Raw genomic sequence first — 17,906 nt, forward strand, 5'->3', positions numbered from 1 at the left:
GCTGAGGAGTGAGCACGAATGAATCGAGAAGAATTGTTTGATGTAACCGTGATAGGCGGAGGACCTGCAGGGCTTTATTCAGCTTTTTATAGTGGACTCAGAGAAATGAAAACAAAAATAATAGAATTTCAACCACATTTAGGTGGAAAAATACATGTGTATCCGGAAAAAATGATTTGGGATGTAGGAGGACTATTGCCAGTTACAGGTGATAAGTTAATTGAACAACTTGTACAGCAAGGGTTAACATTTAAGCCGGAAGTTGTATTAGATACAAAAGTAGAATCGATTATTCGTAATCAAGATGGTACTTTTACATTAAAAACAAGTACTGGCGAAGAACACTTTTCAAAAACAGTTATCGTCGCAACAGGAAGTGGTATATTGAAACCGCAAAAGTTATCTATTGAAGGTGCTGAGCGATTTGAAGTATCGAATTTAAATTATACAGTTAAATCTTTAAAGCGTTTCAAAGGTAAAACAGTTATTATTTCCGGTGGAGGCAATTCTGCTGTTGATTGGGCAAATGAATTGGAACCAATTGCGAAAAAAGTGTATGTAACCTATAGAAAAGAAGAATTATCTGGTCATGAAGCACAAGTAAAACAACTTATGAACAGCTCAGCGGAGTGTTTCTTTAATACATCGATTACAAAATTAATTGCTGGTGATAATCATGAAGCGATCGAATATGTAGAATTAACAAATCATGAAACAGGTGAGGTTTCTCATTTACCTATTGATGAAGTTATTATTAATCATGGATATGAACGCGACATTACATTATTAGAAAATAGTGAGTTAGACGTTGCAATTATAGATAATTATTATATTGCAGGTAATGCAAATAGTGAGTCTTCAGTAGATGGATTATATGCTGCTGGAGATATTTTAAAGCACGAAGGGAAACTACACTTAATTGCAGGTGCATTTCAAGATGCTGGAAATGCTGTGAATAAAGCAAAACAATTTATCCAACCAGATGCAAGTGAGTACGGAATGGTTTCTTCTCATAATGAAGTATTTAAGAAGAGAAATCGCGAACTGATTAAGCAGATGATGAAATAATAAGGAACAAGTATCCCCCCACGTATTTCTCTATTCAAGTGAATGAGAGATGTACGTGGGGGTTTTCCTGTTTACTATATTTTCTATCATTATAATGACACCGGTTTCATCAGTTCATATGATATGAACATTTTATTGGTAAAGCATCCTAGAAAACAATTTAGCTATGTTTTGCTTACACAGAACATGGCTAAATTACGCTGTCCCTTTAGCGCGTTTATTAGGAAATGGCATATTTAGTATAGAAGCAATATACTGTTTTCCGTGTTTTCGAGCCAATGATTCTAATATTTGACGGACGCGTTTTGTAAGATGACCTTGTTTTTGGATGGCTTCACAATATGCGTCATAGAAGGCATATTTAGCCCAAAGGAAATCATCTTGTTGGAATAAGAAATGATTTTTGTACCATTCACCAATTGTATGATAACAATTGTTTTCATGTATTGCTGTGCTTTGAGAAAGAAAACGATCAGATAAAGATACATTCAAATGAGAAATTGTGTTTTCTGTTTCAACTTGTAGTGTTTTTTCTAACATTGTAATGATGTGACGAGTAGCCATATGTTAACTCTCCTTTGTGTAAATGGGTAATACCATTCTATATTTAAAAAATTCTTACTATATAATACTATACAATATATGGAATGCATCTACCTGCTTTTTGAACTGCATTTACAAAATCTTTTTTATTTGTTTACAAAAATAAAGTAAAGTAAGATACAGTATAGATGAAAAAATAATAAAGGAATGAAGGCATTGTATATAACAATAGAAGAGACTGCGGAGTATTTGAATTTACCAAAATCGTATATTGAAGAGTTAATTCAGCAAAAGAAAATTCGTGCGCTATTCGATGGAGAGCAATATTTAGTAAATAAAGAACAATTTAATACACATTTAGAACAAATGGAGAAATATAAGCAATTAGTGGAAGAAATATTGAACGAACCAATTCCAGAAGATATGGATGTTAAAGACGAAGATTAAACTATGGAAAATCCCTTATGAAGATATGCAGAAATGTATATTCATAAGGGATTTTTTGTTTGAAGATATCAAAAACATAAGGAGTTCTTAGCCTTTCTTCAAATTTTGATAGGTAGTAGTCTACCATGTTAAAAGCATATTTTTTTCTAGCTAGGACAAACATAGAGAACGTAACCTGTACAGATACATATACTATCAGTGCAAAAGCTTATAAATTAATGGAAGGGGTTTTCTCGTGAGTTTATTTCATTGTGATTTTCTGAAAGACTTAATTGGATCTTTTGTGAGAGTAAACAGGGGTGGTCCAGAATCTCAAAAAGGGACAATAGTCGCTGTATGTTCGGATTACTTTGTATTAAAGAATGAAAAAGGAGAGCTCTATTACTATCAGATTCGTCATCTGAAAAGTATTACAAAAAATGCGAAAGATTGTAAAGCAGATGATTGCAGATGGTTGGAATGTGAATGTGAAGATGACTTTGAAAAGTTACTTCAAAGCTTCAAATATTGCTGGGTGAAAATTAATCGTGGTGGCCCAGAGAAAGTTGAAGGTATTTTACAAGATGTTTCTTGTGAATTTGTGACACTAATTATAAAAGAAGAAGTTATATTAGTTGCAGTATCTCATATTAAGAGTGTAACAGTACCTTGTAGAGAGAGCGAAGAAAGCGAAAGTGAAAGCGAAAGTGAAAGTAATGATTCAGGTCGAGCTCGCGCACAAAGACAGTCAAGAAGAGGAAGATAATAAGAAAGGAGGATACAAATTTGGAAAGTATATTATGCTGTGAACAAATTAAAGGCTTAGTCGGTGAGACTGTAAAAGTAAATCTTCGTGGACCAGAGAGTCGAGTGGGGGTACTTGTATCGTTAGGAAGAGATTACCTTACATTACAACTTCCTCTTGGTGAATTAGTATATTACCAATTGAAACATGTGAAGAGTCTAGTTAAGAAAGTGAAAGAAAGTAAATGTGGCGATGGCTATGTTTCATGTTTCTGCTCTGATGATGATACTTTCGTCGATGTATTACGTGACTTGAAGTATAAGTGGGTAAAGATTAACCGTGGCGGCCCAGAGTGTGTAGAAGGCCTATTAAGTGAAGTGCATGAAGAATGTATTACGCTAGTAAACGGTGATGAAGTTATTTATATCATTAATTATCATATTAAGAGTGTGAGTCAAGTAGTGAAATGTAAAAAGAATGAAGATGAATAATGTTTAATAAATAAGAGGGGCATTATGAGGGAAAGAGAAGAACAATTTCTTATTTCGATAGTATGAAAAGGAATTACTTACTATTAAGACAGAACATTGCCCTGATTATTTTTTTGAAAAGGAAGATAGGAAAGCTGAAATTCATAGGAAGGAGGATATAGATGAATGAGTTAAACAAAAGTATTGGGGAAAATATATATGTTAAATTAATCGGTGAAAAAAGGTTTAAAGGTATATTAATAGACGTAGGAAATGACATTATTGTTCTTTACAATGGACAAGACTATGTATATATATCTTTATATCATGTACAATACTATAAATTTTTAAGACCACATGACGAAGACATACTAAAACCAGATGTTGATTCTGTAATTAAGAGGGAATCCCCTTCAATTTCTTTGAGAAAAGTATTAAGTACTTCTAAAGGGATTTTTACAGAAGTTTATGTAGCAGGAAATGCTCCAATACATGGTTATGTTACAAGTGTGATGAACGACTATATTGTTTTTTATAGTCCGGTTTATAAAACGGTATATATATCTTTAAAGCATTTAAAATGGTTAATTCCGTATAAAGAAAACCAAGTACCGTATGCCCTCAATAAAAATGAACTCCCCGTAAATCCGTTAAATATTACATTAGCTAGAACATTTGAAGAACAGCTTATTAAAATGACTGGGAAAATTATGGTGTTTGATTTAGGTGAGGAGTCCAATAAAATTGGAAAAATGGCGAAAATTGATGAAGGTCATATTGAAATATCAAAAGCACGTGATGCAAAAATGTATGTGAATATTCAACATGTAAAATCCGTCCATTGTCCGTAGATTAGTTGGAAGGGCTGACTTTTTCTTTTATATGCAGAAGAAAAGGTCGAGCCTATTTGTTTTAGTTTAATTTGAAGATGAGGGGAAAAATGAATTGAATATAAACATAGTATAGTGTGATTTTTTAAAAGGTAACTTTACACTAACTTATAAAAATTGTGTACGAGCTATCTTTTTATGTATTCAATTTATTTTTTGAGGAGGAGCTGCTCAACTAATTTATTAAAGGGGTTTTGTTTGTGGAGCAGTTTCCGAATTCGTTATCAATTACATTGCTTGGTAGTGCTGGTGGAGCAGCAAAAGCAGTTTTAGCAATTTTAAATCAAGCGATAGCAAATGAAAAAGATCCAATTTATGAAGTATTAAAGAATGCCAAATTTCATTTGGTGGATATAAAACAAAAAGATAGGACTTATTATGATGAGTTGTTTTCGAATTTGAAAAGTCAATTATATTTATATGAAATAAACCTTCAAAATGTAGTGGAATTTAAACAACATTTAAAAGAAAAAAGAACGAGTGTTGTGATTGATGTTTCAGGGGCAGATACAATTAGAGTATTAAGCTGCTGTAATGAACTAGGAATTTGTTATATTAACTCAGCCTTGGAAAATGAGGCAGTAGATCAGGACGATAGCTTAATCGGCTTTCAGCTTACGGAAAGATATACAAGGTTTGAGAAGGAGAAAGAGAAATTTACAAATACAAAAGCGATTATAGGTTCAGGTATGAATCCAGGTGTTGTTCAATGGATGGTTGTTGAGCTTATGAAGGAACGACCAAGTGAAAGGCCAAGAGCATGTTATATTGTAGAACATGACACATCGTTTTTGAATGATACAGCACTTATAAAGCCACATACACTTTATGCTTCATGGGCAGTAGAGCGATTTTTAGATGAAGCAATCTGGAGTTATCCGATGTATATGAGTCATCATCGTCCTCTTTACTTTTATGAAGATGTATATGCTTCAGAGTATAAAGTGAAGTTAGGAGAAAAAGAATTCTATGGTTGTTTAATGCCACATGAGGAAGTATTAATTTTAGGGAAAAACTTTAATATGGAAGTTGGTTTTCTTTACCGAATTAATGAGTATACAACAAATATAATTAGACAGAACTTAGATCAAGTAGAAGATTTATGGAACTGGAATCGTAAAGTGTTTAATCCAGCGGAAGAAGAGGTTGCTGGAGAGGACTTGGTCGGTGTGTTACTCGTTTATGAAAATAGTGAGACATATATGTATAATGTGATGAATAGTAGCCAAGTTTTTCGTAAATATAAAACGAATGCAACGTATTTTCAAGTAGGGTGCGGGATTTATGCGGGCTTGTCCAGTTTACTTTTAGATCAATTTGAACAAGGTGCTTATTATGTTGAGGAGTTGTTATTAAATACAGAAAGTAAGTACGGTGAGTATTTAAATTTATATATGAAGGATTTTGTAATAGGGCATAATAATTTTACGGATGGATTGTTACATGACAGGGTAAGATGGATGTAAGTTGTTACCAAAAGGAAGGAGAGATCTCCTTCCTTTCATTATTATAAGGTTAAATATTGCCCTGAAAGCAATTTCATACTTATACTTTAAGGAGATAACAATGAAAGTTTTTTGTATCGATCAAGGGGAGTTTTTATATGAATAAATACAAGAGCTTGATTTATGAAGAAAGAAGAGCCTTAAAGGTATTTATATTATTATTTTATATTATATTCTTTTTATATGACGCTATATATTATTTTGTATATCCTGCTATGAATATTAGTGGAACAGCGGTAGGTTGGCCAGAAGGTAGTCTTGGGATAGGTGTGCCTATATTTGTAATAGCATTATTTCCTATTTCTATATATCTTCAAAAAAGAGGGTATGTATATTCTGTAAAATATTTATTTTTATTTGGGTACATGTTTATCAATCTTGTGAATAATTTAATGATTTATTTGCGAACGGATAGACCTTTTGAACATGGTAGTATGGTAGAAATGTTATTAATTTTATTTGCCCCAGTTTTCGTGAATAGAAAATACTTTTATTTAGTGTCCTTTAGTGTAATTGGAAAGTACGTATTTTTCACATTGCTATTACAAGATTTAAAAGTGGTAATTCCACTTGTTTTATGTATATTCTATTTCATTATTTCACATTCTTTATTAAAACGATTTCAATCTTATGTAAGAACAGTGGTTGAAATGATGAACAATATGAAAGAGACGGAAAATTTAGCTGTGATTGGGACTATGTCTACAACAATTGCCCATGAAATTCGAAATCCGCTAACAGCGTTAAAAGGGTTTACGCAAATGCAAAAAGAAAGAAATCCAACTGATACGATGAGCTACGACATTATGCTACAAGAAATTGAAAGGGTTAATGGATTTGTTAGTGAATTGATGTTGTTAGGAAAACCAAAGCCAACAAATTATGAAAGGTGTAATATACGAGACATCCTTCTATATGTTGTGCATCTAATGGAAAGTTATGCAACGCAATATAGAGTTAAATGTCATTTACAAGTAGATGGGAATTTACCGGCTATAAACGGTGATGACAAGCAATTAAAACAAGTGTTATTAAATATCATTAAAAATGGAATAGAATCAATGCCAGAGGGTGGAGAAATTCATATTCGTGCATATCAAAAAACGCAAGGACATTTGTGTATTTCTGTTGAAGACCAAGGATTTGGTATAGAGAATGAGAAGTTAGAAAAAATCGGCAAGGCGTTTTACACAACAAAGGAGACTGGCACAGGACTTGGGTTAATGATTACATATAAAATTATTAAGGAACATCAAGGGAGTATCACGATCCAAAGTAGTCTAGGAGTAGGAACGAAAGTAGAAATTTTTCTGCCGACCGTTTAATGTATTGGGAGAAAAGATTTTTCAGAAAAGTGTTCTTGTTGTGTAAATATAAACATTTTATAAAATGTTTCAAGAAGGGTTTTTTTTATAAAATACTTCGTTTATAATGGAGGAAAATATCGACATGAGATTGATTGCTCATGTAACGGTTCAGTAGTGTTATGAAAAGATAAGAAGGGGTGCACGCGCATCCTTTTTTCTATGCAGATATTATGAAAGAGGTGGTATGATGGAATTAACATTAAATTCGACTGTATGTTTACACACGATTCAATTTCGAAAAGAGCAAAAGAATTATATTGTAAAAGATACAATTACAGGAGAAAAATATGAAATGCCGCCACTTTGGATTGATGCATTGGCAATGATGCGTGACGGTTTTTTATTGGGAGAAATTGAGGAGAAATTAAAAGAAGAGTATCCATCCGAAGAAGTGAATATGTTAGCATTCACGAGGCAACTGTTAGAACTAGAACTTGTTGAAATGGTAGATGGAGAAGAGATAGCTTGCACAAAGAAGAAAGAGATAGATTGTTTAGCTTGGGTGCGTCCTCGTGTGGAACAATTCTTTCTTAATTTAAATAGAAAATATAGAAGCAAAGACCAATAGTGGCCTTTGCTTTTTTTATAGGCTGTGTTTAAAAAATAACAGCAAATGCTCTTGCGAAAGCACCGTCACTATTTTTAATTTTTAAAGGTGCTGCTGAGAAAAAGAAACGTTTTGTTTCGATAGCATCTAGATTTGTTAAGTTTTCAATTAAGTAAATATTATTCCCTAGTAATATGTGATGAATCGGTGATGTTTCTGTTGTGACTTCATCAGGAGAAATGAAATCTAAACCGATAGATTTTACTTTTAATCGCACTAGTTCTTTAGCTAATTCTTCAGAAAGATAAAATGCTTCCTTCTCATAAGCCTCTGTATTCCATTTTGTGGATAGATTAGAATGAAAAATAACAATATCACCTTCTTTTATGTCAGTATTATGCAATACTGCCTTAGGTAATTTTCGCTCTTGAATATGTGTTACATCTATAAGAACAGCTTCACCTACAAATTGATCCAGCGGTAATTGATCGATGGTCGTTGCGCCTGAAATAAAATGCGCAGGAGCATCACAATGCGTGCCAACATGAACGACAGAATGAAAATCTGTAACTTGATAGCCTGATTCTTCAACACTTGTAACAGCTTCTAGTTGTATTTTAGGTGTTCCAGGAAATTGAGACATATTATTTTCAAATGTTTGCGATAGATCAATTACTTTCATTTTACATACCTCCAATATATGTTTTTCAAATAATAAAAAGCTCATCCTTCAGTATCAAGAAAGATGAGCTTTACATGCTAGTTGAGTTTTATCTTCCAAAATGCAATGCATTTTGCAGGAATTAGCACCTATTCAGTTTGTATAAACTGAGGTTGCTGGGCTTCAAAGGGCCGGTCCCTCTGCCTCTCTTGATAAAGAAGTATTCAGTTTTTAAAATCGGAATTTTCCGATAGTTAAATTGTAATTTATTTCCTTTTTTCGTGCAATACAAAATAGGTATTCACCCAAATAAAGCTGCTCGCATATTGTAGCTTATGTAAATAGAATGCTGCGAAGGAGTGAGTGCAGTGACAGGAAATGTATTAAATTATTATGCTGGTGGTAATACAGCTAGGGGATTTCACAATTTATACGAAGAGAATTTAAAAGGATTAGACAGATTATTTATCTTAAAGGGTGGCCCAGGAACGGGAAAATCTTCTTTAATAAAGGCAATAGGTCGTGAATGGATTGAAAAAGGATATGATATTGAATTTTTACATTGTTCTTCTGATAATAAATCGGTTGATGGTGTAATTATCCCAAAATTAAAAGTAGGAATTGTTGATGGGACATCGCCGCATGTTATTGAGCCAAAAATGCCAGGAGTTGTTGAAGAGTATATAAATTTAGGAATTGCTTGGGACTCAGATAAACTAAGAAAGCAGAAGTTAGAAATTGAAAGATTTGTTTCAGAAGCAAGCAAAGCTTTTCAGTCTGCTTACGTACGTTTTAAAGAGGCATTGGTTATACATGATGAGTGGGAGAAGATATATATTGATAATATAGATTTTAATAAAGCAAATGAACTAACCAATCAGCTAATCCAGAAATTATTTGCAGATAAAAGCGGGAGACAATCGCTTGTAAAACATCGTTTTTTAGGAGCTGCTACACCGAAAGGAGCAGTTGATTTTGTTCCTAATTTAACAGAAGGGTTACCACATCGTTATTTTATAAAAGGGCGCCCAGGCTCTGGAAAATCAACGATGCTCAAAAAGTTAGCTAAGGCAGCTGAAGAAAAAGGGTTTGAAGTTGAAGTATATCATTGCGGATTTGACCCGAATAGTCTTGATATGGTTATCGTAAGAGAATTAGGATTTGCAATTTTTGATAGCACCGCACCACATGAATATTTTCCAAGTCGCGAGGGTGATGAAATTATTGATATGTATGCCCTTATTGTTACGCCAGGGACGGATGAGAAATATGCGAAGGAAATTCGTGATGTCTCCATTCAATATAAAGCAAAAATGAATGAGGCGATGTCTTTCTTAGCGAAAGCAAAATCGGTTCGTGATAAATTAGAACGAATTTATATTGCTGCTATGGATTTTTCAATAGTAGATGCATATAAAGAGGAGATTCAAAAAGAGTTTGAACGAATTGCTACTACTGTAATCGAAAAGCAACAATAGACGTTTCATTAGGCTGTCAGTAATTTCTGACAGTTTTTTTGGTATGTAGTAAAATTAGTATTGTATTTGTCGAATTTCCAAGGAAATAATCAAAAAATGGAGGTGTTATGCAATGAGAGAGAAAATCGAGTTGGAGTTAGAAAGAATTGAAAAAGAGAATGATGTGAAAATTTTATTTGCGGTAGAATCAGGGAGTCGTGCTTGGGGTTTTCCATCGAAAGATAGCGATTATGATGTTAGGTTTGTTTATATACATCCGGTAGAATGGTATTTATCAATTCATGACAAACGAGATGTAATTGAATATCCAATTAGTGATGATTTAGATATAAGTGGTTGGGATATTAAAAAGGCGTTGCAACTATTCGCGAAGTCGAATCCTGCTTTACTTGAGTGGATTCGATCACCAATTTTTTATTCGAAAAACTCTAATTTTCCAGAACTACTTCAACAGATGAGTGAGAAGAATTTTGATCCAAAAGCAACGATATATCATTATTTACATATGGCGTCGAAAAATTATCGTGAATTTTTGCAAGGTGAGAATGTAAAGCTGAAAAAGTACTTTTATGTATTACGTCCCATTTTAGCTTGTAAGTGGCTAGAAGAGAAAACGACTTTACCTCCTGTAGAATTTGACCGATTGATTACAGAATTATCATTAGAACGTAGCGTATTAGATGAAATTGAAAAGTTGTTAATAAAGAAAAAAGCAGGTACTGAATTAGATGTTGGATTGAAAATTAAGGTGCTAAATCAATTTTTAGAAGAACAAATTCATTACTATCAGGAATATGTAAAAGGAATTGAAAAGGGATCAGGAATCGATATTGAGAGTTTAAATACATTGTTTCGAGATATGTTGTTTGAAGCATATGAAAAAGAGCACAAGTAAGTTTGTGCCCTTTTTATTTTGTAGGAATGAAGAAAACAGATATAGCTGCGATAAGACCTGCAAAGGAGAATAAGTAAAAATTCCATGCTAAGTCATATTGCATTGTCATAATAATACCGACGAGAATTGGGCCAGCAATTGCACCAACTCGGCCAAGCCCCAGTCCCCAGCCTAAGGAGGTAGCTCGGATATGTGATGGGAAGTATTGTGTTACATATGCATTTAATATTTGAGTAATACCGACTGATCCAATACCAGCAAGGCCAATTAAAAGATAAATGATTGTAACAGATGGTTTGATTGTTAATAGTCCGATACATATGGCTGCCATAAGATAAGAGATGCTAATAACAATTTTTGCTCCTATACGATCAGCAATTGCTCCAGCGAATAATGCGCCGATAGCTGCGGTAATATTTAGCATAAGTAGAAATGACAGACTAGACCCAAGAGGATATCCTGCCTGGCGCATCATCTGTGGTAACCAAGTGTTTAAACCGTATATTAAAAACATTCCCATTATATAAGTGATCCAAAAAAGTAGCGTTGCTTTTATGTATTCTTTTGAGAATAAAGTAAAAAATCCATTTTTCTTTTGTATAGTAGATGGGTCTTGATGAGTTTTATCTTTTACATGAAATTCAATTTGAAAACGATTAAGAATTTGGTTCACTTCTTCTTGGCGATTACGTGATAATAAAAATTGAATGGACTCAGGTAAATAGCGAATAATGAAAGGAATGAAGAGTAGTGGAATCATTCCGATACCAAACATAATTCTCCATCCGAAATCTTCTAACATAAGCATGGACAAAATAGCACCTAACACGATACCTAAAGGATAGCCAGTAAACATAAGAGCATAAATAAAAGATTGCCTTTTTGGGGGTGAATATTCAACAGTGAGTGCTGAAGCTGTAGGGATAACACCGCCTAATCCGATTCCGCCTATAAATCGAGATAATCCAAATAACTCAGGAGAAGGAGCGATAGCCGCTAAACCCATTGTGATAGAAAAAAGTGCTAAACAGCATATAAGCGTCCATTTACGCCCAATTAGATCTGTAATCGTTCCAACTAGAATAGCCCCAATAAACATTCCAAATAAAGCATAGCTTGCAATTGTACCAGCGTGCGCTGGTGATAGCGCCCAGCTTTTGTCTTCTAGGAGCTTTGGTAGAACGGCACCGTAAATACCTAAATCATATCCATCAGCTAAAATGGCTAGCCAACAAATAAAAACAACAAGTTTTGTAATAGAGCTTGGAAAGATAGTTTCTGTAGATTCTAGATGAGGTGGAGCTGAAGGTTGCATAATATTCACCCCTTTTAATTTGTAGATGAATATATTATTTTATTTAATGTTAATATTTTCCTCCTTGTGTCGAATTTTATCTGAAAAGGGTTTATAGCAAATAAAGAAGTTCAACAGTAATTCTGTTGAACTTCTTTATTTGTTTACTCATTATCAACTCGTTTTAACGGTTGATCTGCTGGGCCTTCAAGAACGTCTCCCTCAATTGAAAAACGAGAACCATGGCAAGGGCAATCCCAAGTACAATCACCATTATTCCATTCAACTTCACAGCCTAGATGTGTACAAGTTGTATCGACGATATGTAATTTTCCTTCTTTGTCCTTATAAGCACCTGCTCGTTTACCGTTAACATGTACGACAGATCCTTCACCAACTTCGAGATCTTCTGGCTTACGTAATGCGGTTTCAATCTTTCCTGCAATTAAATGTTTCGCAACATCAATGTTTTGGGAGAGGAACGTTTTTATATCTGGATTTGCATGGAAGCGTGATGGTGCATACAGTTCTTTATAGGGACTGTGAACTTTTAGGATGGAGTCCTTCAGTAGGTGAGCGGCAGCAGTTCCAGTTGTCATTCCCCATTTGCGATATCCAGTTGCAACAAATATATTTGGATTTCTTTCGTTAATATGTCCGATATAAGGAAGCTTATCTAGAGTAATTAAATCTTGTGCTGACCATCTATAAGGAACTTCATCTATTCCAAAAGTGGCTTCAGCAAAAGAATAGAGTGCTTCATAATGAAGCATCGTATTTATTCCCTGACCTGTTTTATGACTCTCTCCGCCAATCAGAATTAATTTTTCTCCATTGTTTGTTATATAGCGTAAGGAGCGCTTTGGATCATCAATACTTAAATACATGCCACCTGGATACTCCGTTTTTGCTTTTATTGCAAGAGCGTAGGAGCGTTCTGCGTACATTCGCGTAAAGAAAAAGCTATTCGCATCATAAAAAGGGAAATGTGAACAAGAGACGACATATTCACAAGTGATATGATGGCCCTCTTTTGTAATTATTTGTGGATAATCGCCCTTTTCCACATCCATAGCTGTTGTTTGTTCGTAGACCTTTCCGCCCATCTCCACAAACTTTTCTAAAAGTGTTTTTAAATAAAGAAGGGGATGGAATTGTGCTTGATTTTTCATTACAAGCGCAGATTGTACTGGAATAGGAATCGATAGAGATTGAACATAGTCACAAGGTATATTTAATTTTTGATAAGCTTCATATTCTTTCGATAAATTTCTTAATCCGTTATCAGTAGTTGTATATAAATATGAATCTTCATTTGAGAAATTACAGTCGATTTTATATGTTTGAACAGTTTTATTTATGAATTGTAGAGCCTTATTATTTGATTCATAGTAAAGCCGGGCCTTTTCTACACCGAAATGATTTATTAATTCATCATAAATAAGATCATGTTGTGCTGTTACTTTCGCTGTTGTATGCCCAGTCGTTCCGTTTAAAATACGACCAGAATCAATTAAAACAACATCGATGCCTTCTTTTGCAAGTAAATAGGCAGTAGTAATACCTGTAATACCAGCACCGATAATAGCAACTTTCGTCTTTATATTTTCGGATAAACGAGGGAAAGTAGGAAACTGAGTAGATTCAATCCAATAAGATAGTGGCAGTTGTGGAAATGTATCACTTGTCATTGCGGAAACCTCCTGATTTTAGAACAATTTTCCTTTTAATATTTCCATATTATATGAAATTCATGTGTGTTGTTTTAGAGGAAGTCTATTTTTATTAAAAGAGGGTATAAATTATTTTAATATAATTAATGAGGTGGGGCATTATGAAGAAGTAGGATTTATATAAAACTAAATTCAAATGATTCTGTTTGTTGATTACATAGAGAGTTATTGAATGAGATAGAGTCTATGCCGTTTAAGAAAATGTCTAAATATAGTGGGTAAATCCTTATGAAATCTATACATTTTCTTTAGTGAAATAAAGTATGATTATAAAAATATAACCAACTTTTATTACTAGGTCATAAAAGTTGTTGACAATATAGAAATTCTATTGTTATGATTCATCATGTGGAAAGGTTGATAGAGAGTAAAAAGAGAAATGTTTTTCATTGATAATAAAAGCGAAAAATAAGTGACGATAGAGTGAGTATATTTTCCTTATAATAGATGCTTTTTGGATCATCTAGTAAAATCAATCTGGAAGCAAGAATTGATATATGTAAGTTGCGCAAGGCGCGGCATAAGAAAGGGGCAAAAGGATGAAGGAGCTTCATACGTTTGGGTGGTATGCAGCACGTGTATCACCACATTTGCCGAAAAAAGCATTTAAACCAGTGCCTACTCGTTTATTTGGTGGACTGGCTTATTTGCTTGTGGCATTGGCGGGATTAATATCGATTGGTGTATTTGAATTGAATGTGTGGGCGAATCTAGGAATTGCGATTGTTCTTGGATTATGTTTTGCTTCACTAGGATTTTTAGGGCATGAAATTTTACATGGAACTGTTGTAAGAAAGGCATGGCTTCGTGACTTCTTAGGCGCGATTGCATTTATGCCATTATCAACAGGGCCAAAGCTTTGGAGAAAGTGGCATAATGCAACGCATCATGTTCATACACAGCATGAAGAAAATGATCCGGATGCATGGCCGACACTTGAGAAACTTAAGAAGAGTAAGTTTTTGAGTTGGGTATATCGTATGCCTCTACATGTACGTTCATTCTTTAGTTTTCTGTCACTAACAATTCAATTTACATTGCATTCGACTCGAATGTTCTTTCATTTTATAAAAGAGTTCAAGTCATCCAATCAAAAATCTGTATGGCTTCAACTTCTTTTGCCTTGGACAGTTTGGATTAGTTTATTGTTTATTATGGGACCTGGAAAATGGTTATTTGCATATGTCATTCCGTTGTTAATTGCTAACTTTATTGTAATGGCATATATCGCAACAAATCACCGCTTAAATCCAATTGTTCCAGTAAATGATCCGTTAGCAAACTGTTTATCAGTAACAGTGCCGCGCTGGGTAGACGTTTTACATTTCAATTTCTCATATCATACAGAACACCATCTGTTTCCTGCTATGAGCTCTAAATACTATCCGTTAGTAAAAGAGAAGATTAAAGAAATGTGGCCGGAACGTTATCACGAAATGCCGATGACAAAAGCATTAGCAGCCCTATGGAATACACCACGTGTGTATTATCACGGAAGTGAATTAGTGGATCCGCATAGAGAGCATTTCTATGGTTCTTTAGGAAATGGACTAGATCCTCATAATATTTCATATCGTGAGGAACATATAGAGGAAGACGAGAGTATTAAAAAAGTAAATCAGTAAAAATTAATATATTTTTGCAGTGAAAAAGCAAGCCATCTCAGGCTTGCTTTTTCTTATAAAGAAACTTCCTTTTTGTTCTTTTTATGGACTTGGACGGAGTTAGTTTCTTTTCGTTGTAATCGTTTTTCTAAAAGATTAACAAAATAAGTAAATAGAAGAACAAGTACGAGATAGTATGCACCAACGATTATGTAAGTATCTAATTGTTGGAAGTTACCTGCTGCAATTGATAAACCTGATCCCCATAATTCGGACATTCCTACATAAGCAACAAGTGAAGAATCTTTTAATCCGATAATAAATTGGTTTCCTAGAGGAGGAAGAGACAGACGAAATGCTTGTGGTAATATAATTCGTCGCATAGCTAAAGGATAAGGCATGCCTAAAGAGCGAGCTGCTTCTAATTGTCCCCGGTCAACGGATTGAATAGATCCACGGAAAATTTCCGTAATATATGCACCGTTATGAATTGCTAAAGCGATTGCTCCTGCCCAAAAAGGGGTGAAAACAACAACGGATGTAATTCCAAAATAGAGAATGGCAATTTGAACAATTAAAGGTGTACCACGAATAATAGCAATGTAGACATGAGCGATACTATTTAAAACTTTATTGTTAGAGATTCGAAAGAAAGCGAATAATAATCCAATTAATGAACCGAGTACTAGGGAAGTTAATGTTAATTGTAATGTGACAATAGTAGCTTTTAAGAGTGTGGGATAGGAAGAGATAAAAATTTCAAACATGCGTTTCACCTCATATTGTATAGATTTTAGTAGAGAATGAAATGCCCCACATAAAATGAATACTTAATCAGTGGGGCACTGTTTATGAATCTTTTGAATGGCTAACTTACTAACTTACTTACTTACTTCGTTTTTTCCTCTTCACCAAGAATATTACGCCCGAACCATTTTTTACTGATCTTTTCATACGTACCATCTTTAATGATTTCATCTAACGCTTTATTTACTTTCTCGACCATTTCTTTATCATCTTTGCGAATAGCAATTCCCATTTCATCAAGATTTAATGGTTTTCCGGCTTCTTTTATATTCGATTTTCCTTCTTTTATCATACGTAGACCAACCATTTGATCCGTAATTACTGCATCAACACGCCCAGGCTCTAAATCCATAAGAGCAGTAATATCACTGTCATATTCTGTGATTTGATCTGTATATTTTGCAACAAGATTTTTAAAGGTACTAGCTTTTACAACACCAATTTTCTTACCTTTTAAATCTTCTGGAGAAGAGATAGCAGTATTCTTTTTAGCCACAAAAATTTGTGCGCCAGACCGATAGTACGGATTTGAGAAACTAACAGCTTTTAAGCGCTCCTCTGTAATTGCCATACTACCCAGTATTACATCATATTTCTTCGCTTGAAGACCTTGAATTAGTGTTTCCCATGGGTTTGTAACTGGCGTAGCCTTCATGTTCATCTTTTTAGCAAGAGCTTCACCGATTTCTACATCAAAGCCGACAAGTTTGCCGTCATTTTCTTTATAGTTAAAAGGTTTGTATAATCCACTCATCGCATAGCGAAATTCTTTTTCACCATTTGATGAAGTAGTAGAGCTTTCTTTGCTACAAGCTCCTAGTATGAAAGATGTACATAGTGTAATGCTAGCAACAATGGTTAATAGTTTCCTTTTCATAAAACCCCTCCTATATATTGATCATACGGATGGTTTTTTAGTATGTTATTGAAATATTTTATTTGGATGATTAGTTGTGCACCGTATGAATGTATTCCTTTTCGTTTGAAACAGAAGTTACATTATAAAACGTTGCGTAAAAATTGTTTTGCCCGTTCATGTGATGGAGCTGAAAAGAATTGTGCTGGCGGAGCATCTTCTACAATCTTTCCATCATCCATAAAGATGACGCGATCAGCTACATCTCTTGCGAAATTCATTTCATGAGTAACAATAACCATTGTCATCCCTTCTTCAGCAAGTTCTTTCATAACTTGCAATACTTCTCCAACAAGTTCAGGGTCTAAAGCTGAGGTAGGCTCATCAAATAGCATAATCTTAGGGCTCATTGCAAGAGCTCGTGCAATGGCAATGCGCTGTTTTTGACCACCTGAAAGAAGATGAGGAGTTACATCCGCTTTATCTTGAAGGCCGACTTTTTGGAGAAGTTGATTTCCAATATCCTTTGCATTTGCTTTCTCTAATTTTTTTACGTGAATAGGTGCTTCTATGATGTTTTCTAGTGAGGTCATATGAGGAAAGAGGTTAAAGTGCTGAAAAACCATACCGACATTTTCACGGACTTTATTTAAATTTGAATGCTTTGGATCAATTCGCTCACCTTGTAAGTGAATTTCGCCTTCATCGTACATTTCTAAAAAGTTAAGACAGCGAAGTAATGTACTTTTACCAGAACCACTGGCACCAATTAAAACAACAACTTCTTTTTCTTTTACTTCTAAATCAATTCCTTTTAACACATCAAGTGAACCGAATGATTTTATTAGATTTCGAACTTGAATCATACAAAACCCCCAGTTAAAAATATATTTTACAAATGTTGCCCCTTATTTCTGTTATTAGTCATAAATTGTCAGAATCCTTTATTTTTTCGTGCAATTTGATATTCAAAGAAATAATAATTTTTAAAATCCCTATATCCTTCTATAATGAAAA

At 34.0% G+C, this 17,906-nt stretch carries 18 protein-coding genes and 1 riboswitch; of the genes, 11 read left to right on the forward strand and 7 right to left on the reverse strand.

What is annotated here, in order from left to right:
• Positions 1–18 precede the first annotated feature (18 nt).
• Positions 19–1,068 carry an NAD(P)/FAD-dependent oxidoreductase gene (locus AC1Q8M_RS24165; protein WP_001078268.1) on the forward strand — a complete coding sequence of 350 codons (1,050 nt, stop codon included), beginning with the start codon at positions 19–21 and terminating at the stop codon, positions 1,066–1,068.
• A 195-nt stretch (positions 1,069–1,263) separates the two neighbouring features.
• On the opposite strand, the gene AC1Q8M_RS24170 is transcribed toward AC1Q8M_RS24165, so the two are convergent.
• Positions 1,264–1,632: a hypothetical protein gene (locus AC1Q8M_RS24170; RefSeq protein ID WP_000235476.1), complete on the reverse strand. Its 369-nt coding sequence runs from the start codon at positions 1,630–1,632 to the stop codon at positions 1,264–1,266.
• 186 nt (positions 1,633–1,818) lie between these two features.
• Here AC1Q8M_RS24170 and AC1Q8M_RS24175 point away from each other — a divergent pair, with 186 nt between their 5' ends.
• The 7 genes from AC1Q8M_RS24175 (at position 1,819) to AC1Q8M_RS24205 (ending at position 7,582) form a co-directional block, all read left to right on the forward strand.
• The gene (locus tag AC1Q8M_RS24175) at positions 1,819–2,058 is read left to right on the forward strand and encodes a helix-turn-helix domain-containing protein (protein ID WP_078385229.1); all 240 of its coding nucleotides are present in this window, start codon (positions 1,819–1,821) and stop codon (positions 2,056–2,058) included.
• Positions 2,059–2,293: 235 nt separating this feature from the next.
• Positions 2,294–2,803: a spore coat protein gene (locus AC1Q8M_RS24180; RefSeq protein WP_098365666.1), complete on the forward strand. Its 510-nt coding sequence runs from the start codon at positions 2,294–2,296 to the stop codon at positions 2,801–2,803.
• A gap of 20 nt (positions 2,804–2,823) precedes the next feature.
• Positions 2,824–3,273, forward strand: coding sequence for a hypothetical protein (locus AC1Q8M_RS24185; protein ID WP_000443836.1), 450 nt, complete (start codon positions 2,824–2,826; stop codon positions 3,271–3,273).
• A gap of 161 nt (positions 3,274–3,434) precedes the next feature.
• Positions 3,435–4,103, forward strand: a complete 669-nt coding sequence (locus tag AC1Q8M_RS24190) for an LSm family protein (RefSeq protein WP_001004268.1) — start codon at positions 3,435–3,437, stop codon at positions 4,101–4,103.
• A 239-nt stretch (positions 4,104–4,342) separates the two neighbouring features.
• Positions 4,343–5,608 (forward strand): hypothetical protein, encoded by a 1,266-nt coding sequence (locus AC1Q8M_RS24195; RefSeq protein WP_000434729.1) that lies wholly within the window; start codon positions 4,343–4,345, stop codon positions 5,606–5,608.
• Positions 5,609–5,745: 137 nt separating this feature from the next.
• On the forward strand, positions 5,746–6,972 hold the full coding sequence (locus AC1Q8M_RS24200; RefSeq protein ID WP_001046109.1) for an ATP-binding protein: 1,227 nt from the start codon (positions 5,746–5,748) through the stop codon (positions 6,970–6,972).
• Positions 6,973–7,201: 229 nt separating this feature from the next.
• On the forward strand, positions 7,202–7,582 hold the full coding sequence (locus tag AC1Q8M_RS24205) for a hypothetical protein (protein ID WP_000424116.1): 381 nt from the start codon (positions 7,202–7,204) through the stop codon (positions 7,580–7,582).
• A 28-nt stretch (positions 7,583–7,610) separates the two neighbouring features.
• On the opposite strand, the gene AC1Q8M_RS24210 is transcribed toward AC1Q8M_RS24205, so the two are convergent.
• Positions 7,611–8,243 (reverse strand): cyclase family protein, encoded by a 633-nt coding sequence (locus AC1Q8M_RS24210; RefSeq protein ID WP_000862979.1) that lies wholly within the window; start codon positions 8,241–8,243, stop codon positions 7,611–7,613.
• A gap of 85 nt (positions 8,244–8,328) precedes the next feature.
• Positions 8,329–8,441: riboswitch (SAM riboswitch) on the reverse strand.
• Positions 8,442–8,590: 149 nt separating this feature from the next.
• On the opposite strand from AC1Q8M_RS24210, the gene AC1Q8M_RS24215 reads away from it, so the two are divergent.
• Together AC1Q8M_RS24215 and AC1Q8M_RS24220 are read left to right on the forward strand one after the other, a co-directional pair.
• Positions 8,591–9,700: a PRK06851 family protein gene (locus tag AC1Q8M_RS24215; protein WP_000147464.1), complete on the forward strand. Its 1,110-nt coding sequence runs from the start codon at positions 8,591–8,593 to the stop codon at positions 9,698–9,700.
• Positions 9,701–9,812: 112 nt separating this feature from the next.
• Positions 9,813–10,595, forward strand: coding sequence for a nucleotidyltransferase domain-containing protein (locus AC1Q8M_RS24220; protein WP_001208235.1), 783 nt, complete (start codon positions 9,813–9,815; stop codon positions 10,593–10,595).
• 13 nt (positions 10,596–10,608) lie between these two features.
• On the opposite strand, the gene AC1Q8M_RS24225 is transcribed toward AC1Q8M_RS24220, so the two are convergent.
• On the reverse strand, positions 10,609–11,910 hold the full coding sequence (locus AC1Q8M_RS24225) for an MFS transporter (protein ID WP_098365667.1): 1,302 nt from the start codon (positions 11,908–11,910) through the stop codon (positions 10,609–10,611).
• Between the two features lie 143 nt (positions 11,911–12,053).
• Complete coding sequence (locus tag AC1Q8M_RS24230) at positions 12,054–13,580, reverse strand: FAD-dependent oxidoreductase (RefSeq protein WP_000199984.1); 1,527 nt, start codon at positions 13,578–13,580, stop codon at positions 12,054–12,056.
• A 581-nt stretch (positions 13,581–14,161) separates the two neighbouring features.
• On the opposite strand from AC1Q8M_RS24230, the gene desB reads away from it, so the two are divergent.
• Entirely contained in the window at positions 14,162–15,247 is a 1,086-nt protein-coding gene (desB, locus tag AC1Q8M_RS24235) for a Delta(10) desaturase DesB (RefSeq protein ID WP_000661219.1), read from the forward strand.
• A 53-nt stretch (positions 15,248–15,300) separates the two neighbouring features.
• On the opposite strand, the gene AC1Q8M_RS24240 is transcribed toward desB, so the two are convergent.
• The 3 genes from AC1Q8M_RS24240 to AC1Q8M_RS24250 form a co-directional block, all read right to left on the reverse strand.
• Positions 15,301–15,993 (reverse strand): amino acid ABC transporter permease, encoded by a 693-nt coding sequence (locus AC1Q8M_RS24240; RefSeq protein WP_000461535.1) that lies wholly within the window; start codon positions 15,991–15,993, stop codon positions 15,301–15,303.
• A gap of 122 nt (positions 15,994–16,115) precedes the next feature.
• Positions 16,116–16,910, reverse strand: a complete 795-nt coding sequence (locus AC1Q8M_RS24245; RefSeq protein WP_000823754.1) for an ABC transporter substrate-binding protein — start codon at positions 16,908–16,910, stop codon at positions 16,116–16,118.
• Between the two features lie 122 nt (positions 16,911–17,032).
• On the reverse strand, positions 17,033–17,755 hold the full coding sequence (locus AC1Q8M_RS24250; RefSeq protein WP_098365668.1) for an amino acid ABC transporter ATP-binding protein: 723 nt from the start codon (positions 17,753–17,755) through the stop codon (positions 17,033–17,035).
• Positions 17,756–17,906: the final 151 nt, after the last annotated feature.

Source organism: Bacillus sp. GW823-FHT06A10, assembly GCF_058795375.1.